The organism is Anaeromassilibacillus sp. An250 (genome assembly GCF_002159845.1).
In the GTDB taxonomy this organism is placed as follows: Bacteria; Bacillota; Clostridia; order Oscillospirales; family Acutalibacteraceae; genus Anaeromassilibacillus; species Anaeromassilibacillus stercoravium.
Genome location: NZ_NFJK01000005.1, coordinates 51,462 through 71,009 on the forward strand (window position 1 = coordinate 51,462; position 19,548 = coordinate 71,009).

17 protein-coding genes and 1 other annotated feature are annotated in these 19,548 nt (G+C 53.7%); of the genes, 11 read left to right on the forward strand and 6 right to left on the reverse strand.

Annotated features, from left to right (window positions below; all coding sequences use genetic code 11):
• Positions 1 to 17: 17 nt before the first annotated feature.
• Entirely contained in the window at positions 18 to 1,292 is a 1,275-nt protein-coding gene (locus B5F54_RS05915; protein ID WP_087231866.1) for an O-acetylhomoserine aminocarboxypropyltransferase/cysteine synthase family protein, read from the forward strand.
• Positions 1,293 to 1,354: 62 nt separating this feature from the next.
• On the opposite strand, the gene B5F54_RS05920 is transcribed toward B5F54_RS05915, so the two are convergent.
• A complete protein-coding gene (locus tag B5F54_RS05920; protein WP_087231869.1) occupies positions 1,355 to 2,107 on the reverse strand; it encodes an alpha/beta hydrolase in 753 nt (250 codons plus the stop codon).
• Entirely contained in the window at positions 2,104 to 3,036 is a 933-nt protein-coding gene (locus B5F54_RS05925) for a DMT family transporter (protein WP_172749600.1), read from the reverse strand. Before B5F54_RS05925 ends, B5F54_RS05920 begins: the two co-directional genes overlap by 4 nt.
• Before the next feature lie 405 nt (positions 3,037 to 3,441).
• Here B5F54_RS05925 and yfmF point away from each other — a divergent pair, with 405 nt between their 5' ends.
• The 10 genes from yfmF (at position 3,442) to tyrS (ending at position 15,470) form a co-directional block, all read left to right on the forward strand.
• A complete protein-coding gene (gene yfmF / locus B5F54_RS05930; RefSeq protein WP_087231875.1) occupies positions 3,442 to 4,725 on the forward strand; it encodes an EF-P 5-aminopentanol modification-associated protein YfmF in 1,284 nt (427 codons plus the stop codon).
• The gene (gene yfmH, locus B5F54_RS05935) at positions 4,722 to 6,002 is read left to right on the forward strand and encodes an EF-P 5-aminopentanol modification-associated protein YfmH (RefSeq protein WP_087231878.1); all 1,281 of its coding nucleotides are present in this window, start codon (positions 4,722 to 4,724) and stop codon (positions 6,000 to 6,002) included. Before yfmF ends, yfmH begins: the two co-directional genes overlap by 4 nt.
• Before the next feature lie 99 nt (positions 6,003 to 6,101).
• On the forward strand, positions 6,102 to 7,265 hold the full coding sequence (gene lgt / locus B5F54_RS05940) for a prolipoprotein diacylglyceryl transferase (RefSeq protein ID WP_087231881.1): 1,164 nt from the start codon (positions 6,102 to 6,104) through the stop codon (positions 7,263 to 7,265).
• A 23-nt stretch (positions 7,266 to 7,288) separates the two neighbouring features.
• Positions 7,289 to 8,146 carry a bifunctional methylenetetrahydrofolate dehydrogenase/methenyltetrahydrofolate cyclohydrolase FolD gene (gene folD, locus B5F54_RS05945; protein ID WP_087231884.1) on the forward strand — a complete coding sequence of 286 codons (858 nt, stop codon included), beginning with the start codon at positions 7,289 to 7,291 and terminating at the stop codon, positions 8,144 to 8,146.
• Between the two features lie 33 nt (positions 8,147 to 8,179).
• Positions 8,180 to 10,042, forward strand: coding sequence for a 1-deoxy-D-xylulose-5-phosphate synthase (gene dxs, locus B5F54_RS05950; protein ID WP_087231887.1), 1,863 nt, complete (start codon positions 8,180 to 8,182; stop codon positions 10,040 to 10,042).
• Positions 10,043 to 10,106: 64 nt separating this feature from the next.
• Positions 10,107 to 10,925 (forward strand): TlyA family RNA methyltransferase, encoded by an 819-nt coding sequence (locus tag B5F54_RS05955; protein WP_087231890.1) that lies wholly within the window; start codon positions 10,107 to 10,109, stop codon positions 10,923 to 10,925.
• Positions 10,922 to 11,779, forward strand: coding sequence for an NAD(+)/NADH kinase (locus B5F54_RS05960; RefSeq protein WP_087231893.1), 858 nt, complete (start codon positions 10,922 to 10,924; stop codon positions 11,777 to 11,779). Before B5F54_RS05955 ends, B5F54_RS05960 begins: the two co-directional genes overlap by 4 nt.
• Position 11,780: 1 nt before the next feature.
• A complete protein-coding gene (locus B5F54_RS05965; protein ID WP_087231896.1) occupies positions 11,781 to 12,230 on the forward strand; it encodes an arginine repressor in 450 nt (149 codons plus the stop codon).
• Between the two features lie 6 nt (positions 12,231 to 12,236).
• Entirely contained in the window at positions 12,237 to 13,913 is a 1,677-nt protein-coding gene (gene recN, locus B5F54_RS05970; protein ID WP_087231900.1) for a DNA repair protein RecN, read from the forward strand.
• A gap of 29 nt (positions 13,914 to 13,942) precedes the next feature.
• Positions 13,943 to 14,186 (forward strand) — a binding site (T-box leader).
• 54 nt (positions 14,187 to 14,240) lie between these two features.
• Positions 14,241 to 15,470 carry a tyrosine--tRNA ligase gene (gene tyrS, locus B5F54_RS05975; protein ID WP_087231903.1) on the forward strand — a complete coding sequence of 410 codons (1,230 nt, stop codon included), beginning with the start codon at positions 14,241 to 14,243 and terminating at the stop codon, positions 15,468 to 15,470.
• 326 nt (positions 15,471 to 15,796) lie between these two features.
• Here tyrS and B5F54_RS05980 read toward each other — a convergent pair whose 3' ends face one another.
• The 4 genes from B5F54_RS05980 to B5F54_RS06000 form a co-directional block, all read right to left on the reverse strand.
• Positions 15,797 to 16,975: a DUF1266 domain-containing protein gene (locus tag B5F54_RS05980; protein WP_172749602.1), complete on the reverse strand. Its 1,179-nt coding sequence runs from the start codon at positions 16,973 to 16,975 to the stop codon at positions 15,797 to 15,799.
• Between the two features lie 186 nt (positions 16,976 to 17,161).
• Complete coding sequence (locus B5F54_RS05990; protein WP_087231913.1) at positions 17,162 to 17,647, reverse strand: hypothetical protein; 486 nt, start codon at positions 17,645 to 17,647, stop codon at positions 17,162 to 17,164.
• A gap of 42 nt (positions 17,648 to 17,689) precedes the next feature.
• Positions 17,690 to 18,613: a T6SS immunity protein Tdi1 domain-containing protein gene (locus B5F54_RS05995; RefSeq protein ID WP_087231916.1), complete on the reverse strand. Its 924-nt coding sequence runs from the start codon at positions 18,611 to 18,613 to the stop codon at positions 17,690 to 17,692.
• Positions 18,614 to 18,760: 147 nt separating this feature from the next.
• Positions 18,761 to 19,381: a TetR/AcrR family transcriptional regulator gene (locus B5F54_RS06000; protein WP_087231919.1), complete on the reverse strand. Its 621-nt coding sequence runs from the start codon at positions 19,379 to 19,381 to the stop codon at positions 18,761 to 18,763.
• Positions 19,382 to 19,548: the final 167 nt, after the last annotated feature.

Consider the following 19,548-nt stretch of genomic DNA (forward strand, 5'->3'; position numbering starts at 1 on the left):
AAAAGAGGAATGGTGAAATGAGTCAGTATCATATCGATACCAATTGCATCCATGCGGGTTATACGCCCGGGGATGGGGAGCCGCGCGTGGTGCCAATTGTACAAAGCACAACGTATAAATATGACCATGCGGAGACGCTTGGCAAGCTGTTCGACTTGGAGCAGGATGGGTTCTTTTATACCCGCCTTGCAAATCCGACGCTCGATGCAGTGGAAAAGAAGATTGCGGCGCTCGAGGGCGGCGTTGGCGCGCTGCTGACTTCCTCCGGACAGGCGGCGTCTCTGATTTCTGTTTTGAATATCTGCCGCGCAGGTGGGCATGTCGTCTGCTCCAGCGCCATCTATGGCGGTACCTTCAACCTGTTCTATAAGACCATGCATGAGATGGGGATCGATTTTACCTTTGTTTCCCCGGAAAGCACCGAAGAAGAGCTGAATGCAGCCTTCCAGCCGAATACGCGCTGTGTCTTTGCAGAGACGCTCTCCAATCCGGCCTTGATTGTGACCGATCTGGAGCTGTTCGCAAAAGTGGCGCATGCCCATGGCGTGCCGCTGATTGTGGACAACACCTTTGCCACCCCGATCAATTGCCGCCCGTTTGAATTCGGCGCGGACATCGTCATCCATTCCACGACCAAATACATGGACGGCCATGCGGTCCAGGTCGGCGGCGCGATTGTGGACAGCGGAAAATTTGACTGGAACAATGGCAAATTCCCGGAGTTCACGGAGCCGGACGAGTCCTATCACGGCGTTGTCTATTGCAAGCAGTTCGGCAATGCGGCTTATATTGCGAAGGCGCGCGCACACCTGATGCGCGACTTGGGCGCGCAGGCCAGCCCGCAGAACGCATTCCTGCTGAACCTTGGCCTTGAAACCCTCGCCCTGCGCATGGAGCGCCATTGCTCCAATGCGCTGAAGGTCGCTTCGTTCCTTGAGCAGGACGACCGCATCGCTTGGGTCAATTATCCGGGCCTCAAGAGCAGCAAATACTATGATCTGGCGCAGAAGTACATGCCGAACGGCACCTGCGGCGTCATTTCCTTTGGCATCAAGGGCGGCAGAGAAGCAGCCGCCAAGTTCATGGAGAGCTTGAAGCTCGCCTCCATTGTGGTCCATGTGGCCGATCTGCGCACCTGCGTGCTCCATCCGGCCAGCACCACCCACCGCCAGTTGACCGATGAGCAGCTGGTGGAAGGCGGCATCAGTGCGGATATGATCCGTATGTCCGTGGGCATTGAAAATCCAGAGGATATTCTCGACGACATCAAGCAGGCACTGGCACAGGTATAAATTTGGAATAAGCAAAGCCCCCGGATAAAATTCCGGGGGCTTTAATCGTTTTATAACGGCTTTTACCGTGCGTCCAAAAAGCGGGCAATTTCCCGAAACAGCCGTTCACGTTCCGGCCCGAGCGTACACACATGGGGGCTGTCCGGCAGCGTCAGCAGCCACTTCTTGGAAGAGGCTGCACGGTTCATGATGATTTCAGCGCTTTCCGGGGCCACCGTCTCGTCCTTCCCTGCGCGGATCACCAGAAGCGGGCACCGGACGGTTTTTAATCCGTGAAGGGTGTGTGCGATCAATGCGTTGAGCTCCGCAACGCTTCGAACAGGGGTACGATCATAGCAAGCGTTGTATTCCGCCAGGAATTCCCCACAGGAGGGATGGTGGGAGTCCGTGTGATACCGCATCACCGGCCAGATCAGCCTCGCAAAACGGCTGGCGCGGTTGCGCACGCGCAACGCAGCGCAAATTGGCACTGCACGATAGACGGGGCGCGTCTGTGCAAGCAGAAGCGCAAGCGTTCCTCCCATCGAAAGGCCAACCACACTGACGCGCTCGCATTCCTGCGACAGCTGGTCGAATCCCTCCTGGACGGCGCCAATCCATTCAGGCCACCGGCGGTGTTCCATGTCGTCCACCGTTGTCCCGTGGCCGGGCAATAAGATCCCCTTGACCCGGTAGCCACGCCGGGCCAAAGCCTCCCCCAACGGCAGCATGGTGCCTGGGGTGGCGGTAAAGCCGTGGACCAACAGGATGCCGTGGCGGGGATTCCCCGCGAAGTCAAACGGACGGCAGAGCGGATTTTGCGAGAGATCCATCATGGTTCCGAGCCTTCTTTCTTTTTGCTATGGATTGGAGGGGCGGACAGCCGCCGGAAACCGGAGCGCAGAAATGCGGGCTTGACCTCCGAAAGCAGGATCGCCCCAAAAATCAAGGCAAAGCCCGCGAGAATACGCCCGGAGAGCTCTTCGTGCAGAAAGAGGATTCCGCAGATGCAGCCGAATACGGACTCCAGCGACATAATCAGCGACGCTTTTGAAGCGGGGACGTATTTTTGACAAACCGTCTGCAAGAGCAGGGCGATCATGGTGCTAAATACGCCGAGATAGAGAATATAGGTAAGTGTATCGGGTGCAAGATGCGTCGGTATAGGTTCGGTCAGCAGCGAGGTGACCGCCGCAAAGACGGTGGCGAAGCCAAACTGCGTGACAGAAAGCAGAATAGGGTCCTGCTTTTGGGTTAAAATAGCGGTGGCGACGATCTGTGCCGTAAATCCTACCCCGCCCAAAAGGGAAAAGGCGTCCCCTTGATTGATGGAAAAATCCGCATTCAGGGAGAGAAGCCCAATGCCGATGATGCAAAGAAAGGCTGCCGAGACATTGTAGAGATCCGGGCGCTGTTTTTGGATGATCCAATATAGAAACGGGACTAAAACGACATAGATTGCCGTCAAAAAGGCATTTTTCCCCGCTGTAGTGTATTTTGCTCCCAGTGTTTGTAGATAAAAGGCGAGAAAATACAAAAATCCGGCGAGCGCCCCTGCTTTGATACAGCTCTTATCAATCCGCTTGAGCCGGGGGAAAAAGACAATGCACATCAGAATCGTTGCGATTGCGAAGCGAAGCGCGACAATAGCGGCAGGTTCCAGGCTGCCAGTCGCGCTTTTGACAACGACAAAGCCGCTCCCCCAAATGATCGTGACAATCAGAAGGCCCAATTCCGCCAGCCGCAGTTGTTTTTTCGTATACAAATAGATCCCTTCCATTTCCCTCGTTCTTCATTCGGGCAAATTGCCCGAAAAAATACGGGATGCTGCTTTTTCCGCTTCACAACACCCCGCAGTTCTTTGCGTAGATTATACCATCCCGTCCAAGGAATGGCAAGGAGGGGGCAGACGCGCGGACGGTGTATAAATAGCCGCGTTTTTTGCATGTTCATAGATTTTTCCTTTTCTTAGCAGGCAGGGTGTGCTATAATAACTTCGCGCCCTAACGGAAGGCAGGCGTTTATTGGCCAGCCAGTCCCAAGTTTCCTGGGCGTTCGATATCGAAACCATGCAGCAGCCGTTTCGCCGTGGGAATATTTGCGGCGCTTTGTCCCGCGATGCGGCTTCCGGTTTCTGTTTGCATACTGATTTTAATTTGGAGATGATGGAATGATCGGAATTGAACAGCGTGCGATCTGTGACGGTGTCAATTTTAGAAGTATTCGCGATACGAAATTCAAAACGATGCGCATTTCAGCCCATCTGATCGTGCCGATGAGCCGTCAGACCGCGGCAGAAAATGCGCTTTTGCCGTTTTTGCTCAGCCGGGCCAGCCGGGAATATCCCGACTTTACGAAGCTGGGACAACGGCTTGCCGAACTCTACGGCGCATCCCTCAATGCAGATGTCCAGAAGCTCGGCGATTTGCAGGTGCTTTCCCTCTCGGCTTCCGGCATCGCGGACCGCTATGCGCTGGAGGGCGAGGCTATTTCCGGGGAACTGGCAAAGCTGCTGTGCAGCATTCTCTTTGACCCGCCCCTGGTGGACGGCCTTTTCCCGGAGGACGGCTTTGAGCAGGAAAAGCGCCAGACGATGGAACTGATCGATTCGGAATACAGCGATAAGCGCACCTATGCACGCCAGCGCTGTGAAGCGATCATGTGTGCGGATGAACCGTATGGCGTCAACCGCTACGGCGGCAAGGAGGACATCGCTCGGGTGGAGCGCCCCGCTCTGACCGCGGCGTGGAAGCGCCTTCTGGATACCGCAAAGATCGAATTGATGGTGCTGGGCGACTGCGACCCCGCGCCGGTTTACGAAGGGTTCCGCGCTGCGTTTGAGACGCTCGGCAGCCGTAAGACGGCCGACTGCACGACAAAGGTGGTGCGCTCGGCAGAAAAGATCAACACGGTGACCGAAAAAATGGATGTGGCGCAGGGCAAGCTGGTGATGGGCTTCCGGACCGGCACCGCAACCCCCGACGAAGAGGTCCCGGCCACGCGCCTGATGGCGGCCCTGTTTGGCGGTACGCCGAATTCGAAGCTGTTCCTAAATGTGCGTGAAAAACTGAGCCTGTGCTATTATTGCAGCGCGTCCTACAACAGCATGAAGGGGATTATGCTGGTGCAAAGCGGCGTGGAAGTAAAGAATATGGAGCGCGCGAAGGAAGAGATCCTGCGCCAGCTCGATGAGGTAAAGCAGGGGAATTTTGACGAGAGCGAAGTGGAAGCGGCAAAGATGAGCCTTTGCAACAGCTACCGGACGCTTTCGGACTCCTTGGGCGGACTGGAAAACTGGTATCTTTCCCAGACCTTTGCCAGCCATTCGCAGCAGCCGGAGGAAGCTGCCGCACAGATCAACGCCGTTACGCGGCAGGAAATCATCGACGCGGCCAACCGGGTGACTTTGGACACCGTATACTGCTTGGTGGGAAATGGGGAGGATGCGCAATGAATGTGATTCGAGAAGTAAAGAGCGACCGTGTGGGGGACCGGTACTATGAGGTAAAGCACCCCTCCGGCCTTCGTATTTTTGTCTATCCAAAGGAGCAGAACAATTCCACCTATGCGGTTTTTGGAACCCGCTACGGCTCGGTGGACACCACCTTCAAGCGCTCCGACGAGGCGGAAGCCTGCACGGTACCGGCGGGCATCGCCCACTATTTGGAGCACAAGCTCTTTGAGAGCGAGGATGGAGATGCATTTGCACGGTACGCCAAGACCGGTGCGAACGCCAATGCATATACCTCGTTTGATGTGACCTGCTATCTCTTCTCCTGCACGGAGAACGTTTACGAGTCGCTGGAGATTCTGCTGGACTTTGTGCAGTCCCCCTATTTCACCGAGCAGACGGTGCAAAAGGAACAAGGCATCATCGGCCAGGAGATCCGCATGTACGACGACGACCCACAGTGGCGTGTGATGTTCAACCTGTTGGAGGCGCTGTATCACAAGCACCCGGTCAAGGTGGATATCGCGGGTACGGTGGAGAGCATTGCCCAGATCACGCCGGAGCTGCTCTACCGCTGCTATCATACCTTCTACAATTTGAATAATATGGTGCTCTGCGTTGCCGGCAACGTGGAGTTGAACAAAGTGCTGGATCTCTGCGACCGGATGCTCAAGCCCTCTGCGCCGGTGGAGATCGAGCGCATCTTTGAGGAGGAGCCGCGCGAGGTTGTCAAGCCGCGTGTGGAACAGAAGCTGTCGGTTGTGACGCCGCTGTTTGAGCTCGGCTTCAAGGAGAATGCCGTGAGCCGGCGCACGACCAAGGAACTCGCGGAGACCGAAATTTTGTTGGAGCTGATGGCCTCTGACGCCTCACCGCTGTTCCGCCGCCTGTTGGATGCGGGATTGGTCAACGAATCCTCGTTTGGATACGAGTATTTTGAAGGGCCGGGCTACGCCTCGATCATCTTCTCCGGGGAGTCCAAGGACCCGGACCGCGTTGCGGAGGAGATCCGCGCAGAGGCAGACCGCCTGCGCCGGGAAGGGATCGATCAGGAAGCGTTCCAGCGCGCGAAGAAAGCGCTCTATGGCCGGAACATCGCCGCGCTGAACAGTGTGGACAATATCGCCAATTCAATGGCGTCCTTTGCCTTTGCCGGCCGGGAGCTTTATACCTATATCGACGACCTAGCGAATGCAACACTGGAATCTGTTCAGAAACGTTTGGAAGAGCAGCTTGACCCGGCTTACTCGGCCTTGTCGGTTGTGTATCCGGTCGAGTAACCCGTTTATCAAGGCAGAATAAAATAAACCGCCAGGCTTCCCGCGCGGAGCTTGGCGGCTTTCCTGATTTTTACCACGCGCGGGGAAGGTGGGCTTGAAATGTATACGGTACAATTTCCAAAACTCGGCTGGGAATTCCATGTGGATCCAACCGCTTTCTACATCGGGGATACTCCAATCGCATGGTACGGCATCATCATCGCCGTCGGATTTATGTTGGCGTTCCTCTATGCCATGTTCAGCTGTAAAAAGATGAACATCAACAGCGATAAGTTGGTCAACTGCGTGTTGGTCGGCATGGTCACCGGCATCATCGGGGCACGGCTGTACTATGTATTGTTCTATCCCGGCGATCTCTATATCCGCGATCCCATGCAGATTTTTAATATCCGCGAGGGTGGGCTTGCCATCTATGGAGGCATCATCGGTGGATTGCTGGGCGGTGTGATCACCGCGAAGATTTGCAAGTTAAGGGTTCCGGCGGTATTGGATGTTGCAGTATTGGGCTTTTTGATTGGACAGGGCATCGGCCGCTGGGGAAATTTTGTCAATCAGGAGGCGTTCGGCAGCCAGACCGATCTGCCCTGGGGAATGGTCAGCGAGGGAACCCAGGCGGTGGTGAACGGCCCGGTACATCCCTGTTTCTTCTATGAGTCGGTATGGTGTTTGCTGGGATTTGTCCTGCTACATATCTTCTGCAGGAAATTCAGAAGATACGACGGACAGGTCTTTCTTCTCTATTTGGTCTGGTATGGCTTCGGCCGGTTCTTCATCGAAGGATTGCGCACGGACAGCCTACTGACCCCATTCTTCGATCTGCGCGTCTCCCAGCTGGTGGCAGTTGCCACGGTTTTGGCCGGCGTTGTCCTGCTGATTGTATTCCGAAACCGCACGAGCCTTTCCGGATGTGGTTCCGCCAAGGTCATGGCGATGAATGCCCTCAAGGAATCGGTGCCGGAGGAATTGGTGGAAACGGAGGGGGATTCCGTGGAGACAGCTGTGGATGGGGAATCTGTGGAGTTGGAATCTGCGGGAGAAGAAGCAGACGCAGATGCTTTGACACAGACAGAATCCTTACAGGAACCGCAGGGAGAAACAGAACCGGCCAGCCCGGAGGATGAGAACCCGACGGAGCCGGAAGAAAAAGAGCCGGTAGCAGCTGTACAGGAAGAGCGTTCGGAAACTCCCGTGCCGGATGAACCGGCGGAGGGTTCCCAGGAAGAAGGATCGGACGATCCAGACAATGGACATCAGGAAGATTAAAATTGGTATAGGAGGAATTGGAAATGGCAAAGTTGATTGATGGGAAGGCAGTTTCCGCGAGTGTGCGCGCACAGGTGGCAGAGGAAGTCGAGCAGCTCAAGCAGCAGGGCGTGACGCCCGGCCTGGCGGTGGTTATCGTCGGCGATGATCCGGCATCCCGCACCTATGTAAACAATAAGAAAAAGGCCTGCGCACAGACGGGCATCTATTCGGAAGAGTATGCCCTGCCTGCCACGACCACGCAGGAAGAACTGATGGAGCTCATTGAGAAGTTGAACAACAAGAAGGACATCAACGGCATTTTGGTGCAGTCCCCGCTGCCGAACGGCTTGGACGAAGAAGCTGTGGTGGAGGCCATCGTGCCGGAAAAGGATGTGGACGCATTCCATCCTTCCAACGTGGGCCGCATCATGATCGGCAATTTCCATTTCCTGCCCTGCACGCCGGCGGGCATCATCGAGCTGCTCCGTTCGCAGGATATTGAGATCCAGGGTAAGGAATGCGTTGTGATCGGTCGCAGCAACATTGTCGGTAAACCGATGGCCATGCTCCTGCTACATAACAACGGGACCGTGACGATCTGCCACAGCAAGACGAAAAACCTCAAGGAAATCTGCAAGCGTGCGGATATCCTAGTCGCTGCGGTGGGTAAGCCGAAATTCGTCACGGCGGACATGGTCAAGCCCGGCGCGGTTGTGATCGATGTGGGGATGGACCGCGATGAGAACGGTAAGCTCTGCGGCGATGTGGACTTTGCCGAGGTGGAGAAGATCGCTGGATATATCACGCCGGTTCCGGGCGGCGTGGGACCCATGACGATCGCCATGCTCCTGCGCAACACCCTGACGGCGGCCCGGCTGCAAAACGGGCTTTCGATGTAAAACGGCCCACAGTGCAATACTGGGGGCTTTCGGATGGAGAACCTTATCAATCAGATCAATCAACCGGACGATTTGCAGAATCTCTCGGAGAAGGAGTTGGAGATGCTCTGCTCGGAGATCCGGGAGAAGATTATTCAAACGGTCGCTCACAACGGCGGCCATTTGGCCTCCAACCTGGGCGTGGTGGAATTGACCGTTGCCCTGCACCGGGTGTTCCATGCGCCGCAGGACAAGATCGTCTGGGATGTGGGGCATCAGGCCTACACCCATAAGATCCTCACAGGCCGGCGGGAGCAGATCGACACCATCCGCACGCGCGGCGGCCTCTGCGGGTATCCCAACCGGGCGGAAAGCCCGTATGACCCGTTCAATGCAGGGCATGCCAGCACCGCCATTTCTGCTGCTTACGGGATGGCGGTTGCGAAGAAGGTCCGTCACGAGCCGGGGCATGTGATCGCGGTCATCGGGGACGGTTCTTTGACGGGCGGCATGGCTTATGAAGGATTGAACAATGCGGGGCGTTTCCCAAAGAATTTTATTGTGATCTTAAACGACAATAAGATGTCGATCTCCCGCAGCGTGGGGGCGATGGCGCGCTACTTGGCGCAGATTCGCACCAAACCGGGGTATCTGCGCGCTAAGGGGAATCTGGAATCCGCGCTCGATAAGCTGCCGGGGGTAGGCCCCTCCTTGCATCGCGCTATTTCCGGCGCAAAGACGGCGGTCAAACATCTGCTGTACAACAATACCTTGTTCGAAGATATGGGTTTTGTCTACTACGGTCCCTTTGACGGTCATAACCTTCCGCAGCTATTGGAGGTCTTGGAAAATGCCAAGCATATTGAGCACCCCATTTTGCTGCATGTTATTACGGCAAAGGGCAAGGGGTATTCCTTTGCGGAGGAGAACCCCGGCGTATTTCACGGGATTTCCAAGTTTGATGTGAACACAGGCAAGAAGCTCTCCAACAGCGAGGACTTTTCCAGCCAGTTTGGGCAGTACCTCTGCGAGGCAGCTGCAAATGACCGGAGCATCTGTGCGATTACGGCAGCGATGCAGATGGGGACGGGCCTGACCGAGTTTGCCAAACGGTTCCCAGACCGCTTTTTCGATACGGGCATTGCGGAGGAACACGCTGTGACGTTTGCGGGCGGGCTGGCGGCCGGTGGAATGCGGCCGGTGTGTGCGATTTATTCGACGTTCCTTCAGCGCGGCTATGATCAGATCATCCACGACGCGGCGCTGCAAAATGTAAAGGTCACCTTTGCCATCGACCGCGCTGGCGTGGTGGGGGAGGATGGCGAGACACATCAGGGCATTTTTGACGCGGCCTTTTTGAATACCATCCCCAATTGCACGGTGTTTTCGCCCGCGTATTACGACGAGCTGCGGAAAGACCTTCAAACGGCGCTGTACGATTGCGAAGGGGTGGCTGCGGTCCGTTACCCGCGGGGAGGGCAGCTTTTCCGCCCGTACGATTATCAACCGAGTGGGAAGGCGTTTGACCTCTATGGGGACGAAGGCGCCGGTACCGTGCTGGTGACGTATGGCCGTCTGTTTTCGTTCGCATGCGAGGCGTTTTCCCGTTGGAAAAAGCAGGGGATTTCTGTGCATATTGTCAAGCTCAACCGTATCAAGCCGGTATCAGCCGGGGCGGTCGAGGCCGCCAAGGGCGCCAAGCATGTCTTTTTCTTTGAAGAGGGCATCGAGCAGGGCGGCGTGGGTGAGCACTTTGAACATCTGCTGCATGAAGCTGGATTCCACGGCGCCTATGTACTGCGCGCCATCCAAGGGTTTGTGCGGCACGCGACCATGCAGGAATCCCTGCATGATTTGGGATTGGACGCCGACGGGATATACCGCACGGTGACGGATACCCTACAGAATTGGAAATAGAATCAAAAATCATACTATATACCCTGAAAACAGAGATACAAACAAAGATATTAGGAGTAAAAAAGTGGCGGAGAAAAAAAGGCTGGATTGCCTGCTCTTTGAGCAGGGGCTTGCGCAGAGCCGTGAAAAAGCGCGCGCTATGATTATGGCGGGCAACGTCTATGTGGACAATCAAAAATCTGATAAACCCGGCACCATGCTGCCGCTTACGGCGAAGATTGAAGTGCGCGGGGCGGCGCTTCCTTACGTCAGCCGGGGTGGGCTGAAGCTGGAAAAGGCGATGGAGCAGTTTTCCATTTCCCTGGAAAACAAGGTTTGCATGGACATCGGCGCATCTACGGGCGGTTTTACGGACTGCATGCTGCAAAACGGCGCGCGAAAGGTGTATGCCATCGACGTCGGCTATGGGCAGTTGGCCTGGAAACTGCGCACCGATGCGCGTGTGGTGAATTTGGAGCGCACCAATGTGCGCTATTTGACGGACGAACAGGTTCCGGAGCCGGTGGATTTTTTCAGTGTGGACGTTTCCTTCATCTCCCTGTGCCTGGTGTTGCCTGTGGCACGGAAATTCTTGGCGGATGGCGGGCAGGCGGTATGCCTGATCAAACCCCAGTTCGAGGCCGGGCGCGGCAAGGTGGGGAAGAAGGGCGTGGTGCGCGAGCCTTCTATCCATGTGGAAGTGGTGGAAAAGATCGTGCATTTTGTCCTGGAAAATGGCTTTTCGGTGGAAGGTCTGACCTTCTCCCCAGTGAAAGGGCCGGAGGGGAATATCGAATACCTGGCGTTCCTCTCCAAATCCGAGCAGCCCCACAGCGTCCCTCTGGATATTCCGGCGCTGGTAGAAGAGTCGCACAGGGTGTTAAATGGTGGTGAGTCGCATTGAATGTCTTTGTTATGCCAAACCTAACCAAGAGAAATGCTCCGTTTCATACGAAACGCATCGTCGGCCAACTGCACCGCTTTGGGATGGAAGTTTCGATGGATTGCCGGTATCGGATGGACTTTCCGGAGAGCGGCGTCCAGTTTTGTGAAGATTTTTATCAGGGGCTGGCGGCCTGTGACATTGTTGTAGCGGTCGGCGGCGATGGAACCATCATCCATGCGGCCAAACATGCGGCGATGGCCGGGAAGCCTGTGTTGGGCATCAACGTGGGCCGCCTGGGATTTGTGGCGGGCTTGGAAGCGGATGAGCTGGAAAAGCTGGAAGGGCTTGTCACCGGAAAGTATGCCGTTGAGAACCGGATGCTTCTACAGGTGGATACTGCGTTGGACGATGTGCATCAGACATATTATGCATTGAATGACGCGGTGATCTCCCGCGGGTCGCTCTCCCGAATCCTCGATTTTAAGGTACTGTTCAACAGTGCAAATATGTGCGGCTACCGGGCGGATGGCCTGATTTTTTCCACGCCGACCGGGTCCACCGCCTACTCGCTTTCCGCGGGTGGGCCCGTGATCGACCCAAGCATGGAGTGTATTTTGCTGACGCCGATTTGTCCGCATTCCCTGTTTGCCAGGACCGTTGTCTTTGGCGGCGATGCCGTTTTAGAGGCCCATGCGGTGCGGGATGAGGACAGCGAAGTCTTTTTGACCGTCGACGGGGAGCGCGCGCTTCCGGTGCCGGACCGCTGCGCCATCTATATCCGGCGTTCAGGTTATCGGGCGCAGATTATCAAGCTCAAACAGAACAATTTCTATGAAGTACTCAATCAAAAATTAGCGGAGAGGAGATCCTGAAATGAAAACGAGGCGGCATGCCAAAATCTTGGAGCTTATCAATGAACACAGCGTCGACACGCAGGAGGAACTGCTGCGGCTCCTTCGGGAGGATGGATTTGATGTGACGCAGGCGACCGTTTCCCGCGACATCAAGGAACTTCGGCTGGTGAAAACCCTCTCCAACGATGGCAAATACCGCTATTCGACCGGCAAGGAAACGGGAAAGGACCTGTCTTCTAAGTTCTTTTCGCTGTTGGCGGATTCTTCCATCTCCATTGACTGCGCGCGCAACATCGTCGTCATCAAGGCGTTGACCGGGATGGCACAGGCGATTTGCGCCGCTATGGACGGCCTTCATTGGGAATCCGTGGTGGGGACTCTTGCGGGGGACGACACGATCTTTGTCGTGACGCGGGACGATGAATCCGCGGAACGCTTGGTGGCGGAACTGAAAAGGATTGTCGGGTGATGAGCGATGTTGACCCAGCTTTATATTGAAAATATTGCGGTGATTGAGCGGGCGTCCATCGACTTTCAAGGAGGCTTTAACGTCCTTACGGGTGAAACAGGCGCAGGAAAGTCGATTTTGATTGATTCGCTGCACGCCGTGTTGGGGGAGCGCACTTCGCGGGATTTGATCCGCACAGGGGCGCGCTCTGCCTTTGTCAGCGCAACGTTCTCCGATGTGGAGGAAAACGTCTTGGAAGCCATCCGGGAGCTTGGATATACAGCGGAGGAGGACGGGACGCTTCTGTTGCAGCGCGAAATCAGCGCAGAGGGGAAATCCTCCTGCCGCATCAACAGCCGGCCGGCGACCGTTTCGGTTCTGCGTGAGATCGGCGCACAGCTGATCAATATCCATGGCCAACACGAGAGCTATGGGCTGCTGTCCCCGGAGTCCCATATGGGCTATCTGGATCGGATGGACGTTCCCCAAGCGCTCCTGCAGGCGTATCAAGAGGCGTATCGCCGCATGAACCGCGTAAAAAAGGAGCTGGAAGGCTTCCAGATGGATGAAGCCCAGAAAGCGCGGCAGATCGACTTGCTGACCTATCAAATCGGCGAATTGGAGGCAGCCCAGCTGCGCCCCGGGGAGCAGGAAGAGCTGGCCGAACGGCGCGACCTCTATCGGAACAGCGAAAAGATCGCCGGTGCATTGCAGGCGGCGAAGTTGGCGCTGGATGGAGAGGACGAGGCGGAAGGGGCGCTCTCGGCAGTGACCAACGCAGTAGACGCCCTGGCTGGCGCGGGGCGGTATCTGCCCGCGGCAGCCTCCCTGGAGGAACGGCTGCGCAGTGTGCAATATGAGCTGGAGGACTGCAATACAGAAATTGGAGCCCTGGCCGACGGTTTGGAGTACGACCCGGAGGAATTGGAGCAGATCGAAGGCCGGTTAGATCAACTGTATCGCCTTGGCCTGAAATACGGCGGCAGCGTGGAGGAGATGCTTACCTTTTTAGAAGATTGCAGAAAACAGCTCTCCAATATCGAGCTTTCCGATGCGCATATCGCGCGGTTGACGAAAGAACATCAGGAAGCCGGGGCCGAAGCTTGGCGCTGTGCAAAAGCGCTTTCCGCCAAGCGGCAAGAGGTCGCCGCTCTGTTTGCAAAGCGTGTGCAGGAAGAGTTGACCTTCCTGGACATGCCGAATGTGACGTTTCTGGTACAGCGCGAGGAAGGGGCACTTGGTCCCTCCGGATGCGATCGGGTACAGTTTTTGATCTCTACCAACCCGGGCGAACCGGCTAAGCCATTGGCGAAGATCGCTTCGGGTGGCGAGCTTTCCCGGATCATGCTGGCGATCAAGACCGTATTGGCGGGTACGGATCGCATCGGGACGCTGATCTTTGACGAAATCGACACCGGGATCAGCGGCAGTGCAGCGCAAAAAGTGGGGCTCAAGCTCCGGGAAGTATCGCGCACCCGGCAGGTGATTTGTGTCACGCATTTGGCGCAGATCGCTTCCCTAGCGGACGCCCATTTCCGGATCAAAAAGCATGTGGAGCACGACCGCACCTACACCAACGTAACGGCGCTCGATCACGAAGGGCGCAAGCGGGAGTTGGCACGGATTATGGGCGGCACGGAGATCACCGAGCTTTTGCTGCAAAATGCAGAAGAAATGCTGCAAATGGCGAAGAAAACGTCTTGACAGTTTGAAACCCGTTGGATATAATGAGAGCAACGGCATCGAAGGGAAGAAGTACGCGGAATGCAGCTGGCAAAGAGAGTCCGCGGTTGGTGGAAGCGGGAGCAGCGGTCAGCGGAAATACATCCTGGAGCCGCCGGGTGGAACGCCAGATGGTCAGTAGATCCGGCCGGGGTGGCGCACGTTAACGCGCACGGGTATGGTTGTACCCATGAGGCCGCATTCGTGAGGGTGCGGTAAACTGAGGTGGTACCGCGGAATTTCTCCGCCCTCTGCAAAAATCGCAGGGGGCGTTTTCTTTTGCCCCCAACACAGAATGGAGGAAAACAAATGGGCGTTTACGACGAACTGAAAGCGCGCGGGTTAATCGCGCAGACGACCAACGAGGAAAAGATCCGGGAGCTGTTGAACAACGACAAGATCACTTTCTACATCGGCTTTGACCCGACAGCGGACAGTCTGCATGTGGGTCACTTTGTCCAGATCATGGTGATGTCCTGGATGCAGAAGGCCGGGCATGTGCCGATCGCCCTGTTCGGCGGCGGCACGGGCATGATCGGCGACCCGTCCGGAAAGACCGACATGCGCAAGATGCTCACCAAGGAGACCATTGACCACAACATCGCCTGTTTCCAGAAGCAGATGTCCCGTCTGATTGACTTTTCCGAGGGGAAAGCGATTATGGCGAACAACGGCGATTGGCTGCTCAACCTGAATTACATTGACTTCTTGCGCGAGGTGGGCGTGCATTTCTCCGTCAACCGGATGCTGGCGGCAGAGTGCTACAAGCAGCGTTTGGAGCGCGGCCTCTCCTTCTTCGAGCTGAATTACATGCTGATGCAGAGCTACGATTTTCTCGAGCTCAACCATCGCCACAACTGCGTGATGGAGCTGGGCGGCGACGACCAGTGGAGCAACATCATCGGCGGCGTGGAGCTGCTCCGCCGCAAAGAGGCCAAAGAGGTCTACGGCATGACCTTCACCTTGCTCACGACCAGCGAGGGCAAGAAGATGGGCAAGACCGAAAAGGGTGCCGTCTGGCTCGATCCGGAAAAGACTTCGCCGTTTGAATTCTACCAGTACTGGCGCAATGTGGACGACGCAGACGTCATCCGTTGCCTGAAAATTTTGACCTTCCTGCCGCTGGAAGAGATCAACGAGCTGGAAAAGCTCGAAGGCGGCGAGCTCAACAAGGCAAAAGAGATCCTCGCCTATGAGGTCACTAAGTTGATCCACGGCGAAGAAGAGGCGAAGAAGGCCCAGGAGGGTGCGCGCGCCTTGTTCGGCAAGGGCGCAAATACCGACAATATGCCTTCTACTGCGATCACCGAGGCGGACTTCACCGACGGGGAAATCGGCGTGCTTGACCTGATGGTCAAGACAAAGCTTGCCCCATCCCGCGCGGAAGGCCGCAGATTGATTGAGCAGGGCGGCGTTGCGGTAGACGATGTGAAGGTGGCGTCGATTTCTGCGAAACTTTCCCTGGAGAAGGACTTCGAAAAGAAGTATGTGATTATTAAAAAGGGTAAGAAAGTGTTCCATAAGGTAACGCTGGAATAACCAAGACCAATGAATAAATATCCCCCGGCAAAGGCCGGGGGATATTTATTGTAGTTTGCAGAAAAAGTCAAAGGACAGCGTATCGTCCCAACCGCTGTCCTTTGACTTTTATCTTTTTCCATTCAGAATGAATCCCGTTGAGCGGCTGCTTAATTTTCTTTCCTGTATTTCTACATAGCGGCCAGTCCTTTCTTTATGTTGCCACTGACTGAATTGCGTTGCAGCAGCCCGGCACAGGACCGCACATCAACGCAGCTACCAATCCAACGTTTTTATATATGCCGTTTCTGTTGGAGGCTGGTGAATAACAGTAATTTTCAAAGGGTTTACAATGTAAAGCCGATTTTTCTCTGTGCAGGCCAAGGGCAATCCCGCCATTGTCCGCTGTCTTGCTCTGCTTTTCCAGTCAACAGGTCTGTGGCGGCGTCTGCAATATAGCCCAGGTAACTTCCAGCGGAGCTGTCACCGCATAGCAATTTCCACATAAGACCGCCAAAAAGATAAGACTGGGCAAATTCGCGCCAGCTATGCAGTTCCTCCACAACTTTTTGGGAGAGATCCCAGAGAATACCAACAGCTTCGCTTTCCGTGAGCCAGCCTAAATAGCAGCCCCAACGGGTCAACATCGCCGCCCGGCCAATATCCCATCCAGCCATAAAGCCAGGGGCATATTGGCTTTTATACCGTTGTGCAAACCGCCATGCCCGCTTGGTAGACTCACAGTCATCCTCGTCGATGGTTTCGTCTATCAGTTCCTCCGGCGAGGATGCCTCACTATAAAGCTGATACCGCAGGATATAGCCCTCCTGTGCTAAATAGCGGATCATATCCAGCAGATCGCTACGACCATTTATCCCCCAGGAGCGGCGTACAAGGGACACGACTTTCTGTTCCATGACTGGGATATGTTCCTCCACATCCATACTATACAGATTGTGGTCGTTAAGGGTCGATACAATACCAGACAGCAAGATGCCAAAGCGTTCCCATTTTGCGTCATTTTTTTGGTAAGGAATCGGTTCTGGCTCAGGGATGGCCTCAAGCCGAGCCATCGTTTCATCCAAGGTAATATAAAGGTTTTGCTCCAGTTCTAAATTCCATACGGGTTCTTCCTCTTCGTCGGCATCCTCCATCTCCAGCATTTCCAGAGCCGCCGCGAGAACGCCCATATCTTCTCCAAAAAGTTGCCCCATCAAGTTCTCTGCAGTGGAAGCAGTAGCTTCAGCGACTTTCTCATTGACCATTTTTTGTAATAGTTCCTCATTGACGGCCATTTGTGCCACACCATCGGCCCCTAATATCTGACCAAGAATTTCTACTTGCCGCTCCGTGCTGGCATGGATCTGTTCCTCTGCCTCAGCAGCAGATATAGATGCTTCTTTTTCAGAGCTGGAAACCTCGAGGTTATTAACCAGTTCTTCGCTTTTTTCAAAAGTCTTTTTCATCGCATCGGCGGCCTTCTCACGGGCTTGTTGCGCCCGTTTCCTAATTTCGTTTATATCCATCTTTTTTTCTGTCCTCCTCATCAGGGGGGGAGCGTATGCCATGCCGGAGGTTTTTGGCGGCGTGTAAACAGCTTTTTGATCCGTCTTAATATTGCTTCTATAAAATGAAACCACAGATTACCAAATATAAATACCACCAAAAGGAACAGCAGGATCGCTCCAATTTCTCCCAAAGGCATTTTAACCTCACTTTGTTGCAAATCTGTTCATAAAGAAATCAGTAAAAGCGGCCAACTCCTCGTCCTGCGACACATAGACATACAGCTTTTCATCTTCCAGCCAATCATAGGCATTGATACCGATATATCCTTTTTTGTCTGGGTAAATGATAAACGCATCGGTAGGGTATTTGTTTCGATAGGCTTTCAAAATTTCAGAGCGGCGATAGTAGGTCGGATCACCACAGCCGGAAAGATCGGGTACCGTGGGAACGACCACAATCGTTTGACTGGCCTCGTTCCAGCCGACAATTAAATTTCCGATTTTCGTTTTACTCCCATGAACAAATCCATAATTGAAGCGGCTCACATCCTCGGTATATCCGAAAATCAGCCTATAATTGTCCCCGCCTTCAACGACCTGGTTAAATAGAGCGCGCATTTTCTTTGCATTTGCATGGCTCTTTTCCATATCGATTTCCGGTCCCTTAAACAACTTGCTAAAAAAGCCCATACTTTTTCCTCCTAAATATGTATTTTTGAAAATGAATGGCGATCAATCTATGGCGTCCGACAAAACACATTCCATCTCCGCCAGGCTCATGCCACGGATCAATAGATAGTCCCCTCTTGTTTCTAAGATGTAGGGCTGTAGCCGTTGCAAAGCCCTGTGATACTCCAAAAAGCCGAGGTTTTCCTCTTTTGTCAAGCTAACAAACGTCAGCGCCCACAGCGAAACCGTCTCTCCCTCAATCTCGTATAGCGTTTCTGGTGCTATTGGCAAGATGGTATCCACCGTTTCCGAAAAGGGAAAGCTAACCATTAAACCGCCGTTCTCCAATTCAAATACATGGGGGTTGGCTTCATAGGCTTGCGACCACATATCGTCAGGCTTTGCAGCACTAGAATTGTCCGTTCCCATTTCAAATAACAGGTGCTGATGAACAACGGCGTTCCCTTTTTCGACATATTGAATGGACTCGGCTCCGCCAAACGCCAAAGCCGGAGCAAAGAAAAAAATCTCATTCTCTGCAAGGCCGCCATGCTTAGCGGATGCCTCTTGGAATAAGTCCACTCGCAAAAATTGTTCCGCAAAGTTTTCAGCGGGAAGGATACGCTCAAAAAAATCGGAAAAACCGGTAGAAAAACTGCCTGATCTGCGGTAGTGAATGTCCAGCAAACACATATCGCCGGCTGTTTCAGATCGTTTGCGGTAAATAAAAAGTGTTCCGAATCCAGTCATTAAAATGGGGAAGCAATCTTCCTGCTCACCCAGCCAAAGTGTGAGCGTATCAATATAATCCGTAGGATCTATAATTTTCAGTAATCCTCCGCCATAATTTCCGAAGCCATATTCCTGCCAAAAGTCAAGGAGTTCTGCCGGCAGTTTTCCTTGAAATTGTTCCAGCATTTCAGCGGTTGGTTTTCGCAAGTCATTACCCGGCGGATATTTGTTTACAAACAGATCAAATACGTTCATCGTGTGTCCTCCTTTGTTTGGTTTTCGTTCTCATAGGTATAAAATAAAGATAAATAATAAAATTTGTTTTTATTTTAAGTAAAGTAAAATCCATCTGAATATGACGCCAAACCATAATATTCGGACGGATTTTTTCATTCCCACCCATCAAGGCGTGGGAGCTGTTTTCAATTTCTCCAAGGCATCCACAATCGCATTCAGTTGAAAATCAACGGTTTCATCAGCGGCTTCAGGAACAAATAAGGGAAGCGTATTGGGGATAGCTCTGCGCACAACCATTGCTGTCAAACTTAAATTCGTAAATAGATTGATCCTTGCTGTATCTGCCCTTATTCCAAAGTTTTCTAAAATTTCTCCAAAAAGACGAAGTTGCTTTTGACGGAACACTTGATAGCTTTCCTTTGATAGACGCTTGAAAATGAGCTGTTGTTCTTCAATCGTTAAAACAGCAATTCCATTTTTTTCTCCATAACAACAGGCATGGAGAAATTGTTTCACTGCGTCACGCCAGCTTAAAGCAGGATCGGCCATCAGCGTTTGTACATACTTGATGATTTTGGGCTGTTGCAAGTAAAGCGTTTCAACAATCAAATCTTCTTTCGTTGCGAAAAAGGAATAGAAGAACGTTCGCGAAATACCAACTTTTTTATATACTTGCTCCACGGTTGTATGTTGTATGCCTTGTTTTGCCATTAGTTCAAGCCCAACTGTAACAAGCTGCATCCTAATACGTTCTCTGTCCTCGTCAGAATAAGCAACCTTTGGCACCCCGTCACCTCCTTATAATAAAAACAAATTCTAAATTTTGACTTTATTTTACCACATCGAATAGCATAACACAAGAACGAAATAGCACAGCTTTGATCTTCTCAAACGCTGATACTTCCGGAGAGCGCACATTTTGGTAAGCAGGGCAAGTGTGGCTACACTTGCCC

Excerpts from the sequence above, each read along its gene's own strand:
- B5F54_RS05915 (WP_087231866.1), top strand. The coding sequence starts at position 18 with ATGAGTCAGTATCATATCGATACCAATTGCATCCATGCGGGTTATACG.
- B5F54_RS05920 (WP_087231869.1), bottom strand. The coding sequence starts at position 2,107 with ATGATGGATCTCTCGCAAAATCCGCTCTGCCGTCCGTTTGACTTCGCG.
- yfmF (WP_087231875.1), top strand. The coding sequence starts at position 3,442 with ATGATCGGAATTGAACAGCGTGCGATCTGTGACGGTGTCAATTTTAGA.
- yfmH (WP_087231878.1), top strand. The coding sequence starts at position 4,722 with ATGAATGTGATTCGAGAAGTAAAGAGCGACCGTGTGGGGGACCGGTAC.
- lgt (WP_087231881.1), top strand. The coding sequence starts at position 6,102 with ATGTATACGGTACAATTTCCAAAACTCGGCTGGGAATTCCATGTGGAT.
- folD (WP_087231884.1), top strand. The coding sequence starts at position 7,289 with ATGGCAAAGTTGATTGATGGGAAGGCAGTTTCCGCGAGTGTGCGCGCA.
- dxs (WP_087231887.1), top strand. The coding sequence starts at position 8,180 with ATGGAGAACCTTATCAATCAGATCAATCAACCGGACGATTTGCAGAAT.
- B5F54_RS05965 (WP_087231896.1), top strand. The coding sequence starts at position 11,781 with ATGAAAACGAGGCGGCATGCCAAAATCTTGGAGCTTATCAATGAACAC.
- recN (WP_087231900.1), top strand. The coding sequence starts at position 12,237 with ATGTTGACCCAGCTTTATATTGAAAATATTGCGGTGATTGAGCGGGCG.
- tyrS (WP_087231903.1), top strand. The coding sequence starts at position 14,241 with ATGGGCGTTTACGACGAACTGAAAGCGCGCGGGTTAATCGCGCAGACG.
- B5F54_RS05980 (WP_172749602.1), bottom strand. The coding sequence starts at position 16,975 with ATGGATATAAACGAAATTAGGAAACGGGCGCAACAAGCCCGTGAGAAG.
- B5F54_RS05990 (WP_087231913.1), bottom strand. The coding sequence starts at position 17,647 with ATGGGCTTTTTTAGCAAGTTGTTTAAGGGACCGGAAATCGATATGGAA.
- B5F54_RS05995 (WP_087231916.1), bottom strand. The coding sequence starts at position 18,613 with ATGAACGTATTTGATCTGTTTGTAAACAAATATCCGCCGGGTAATGAC.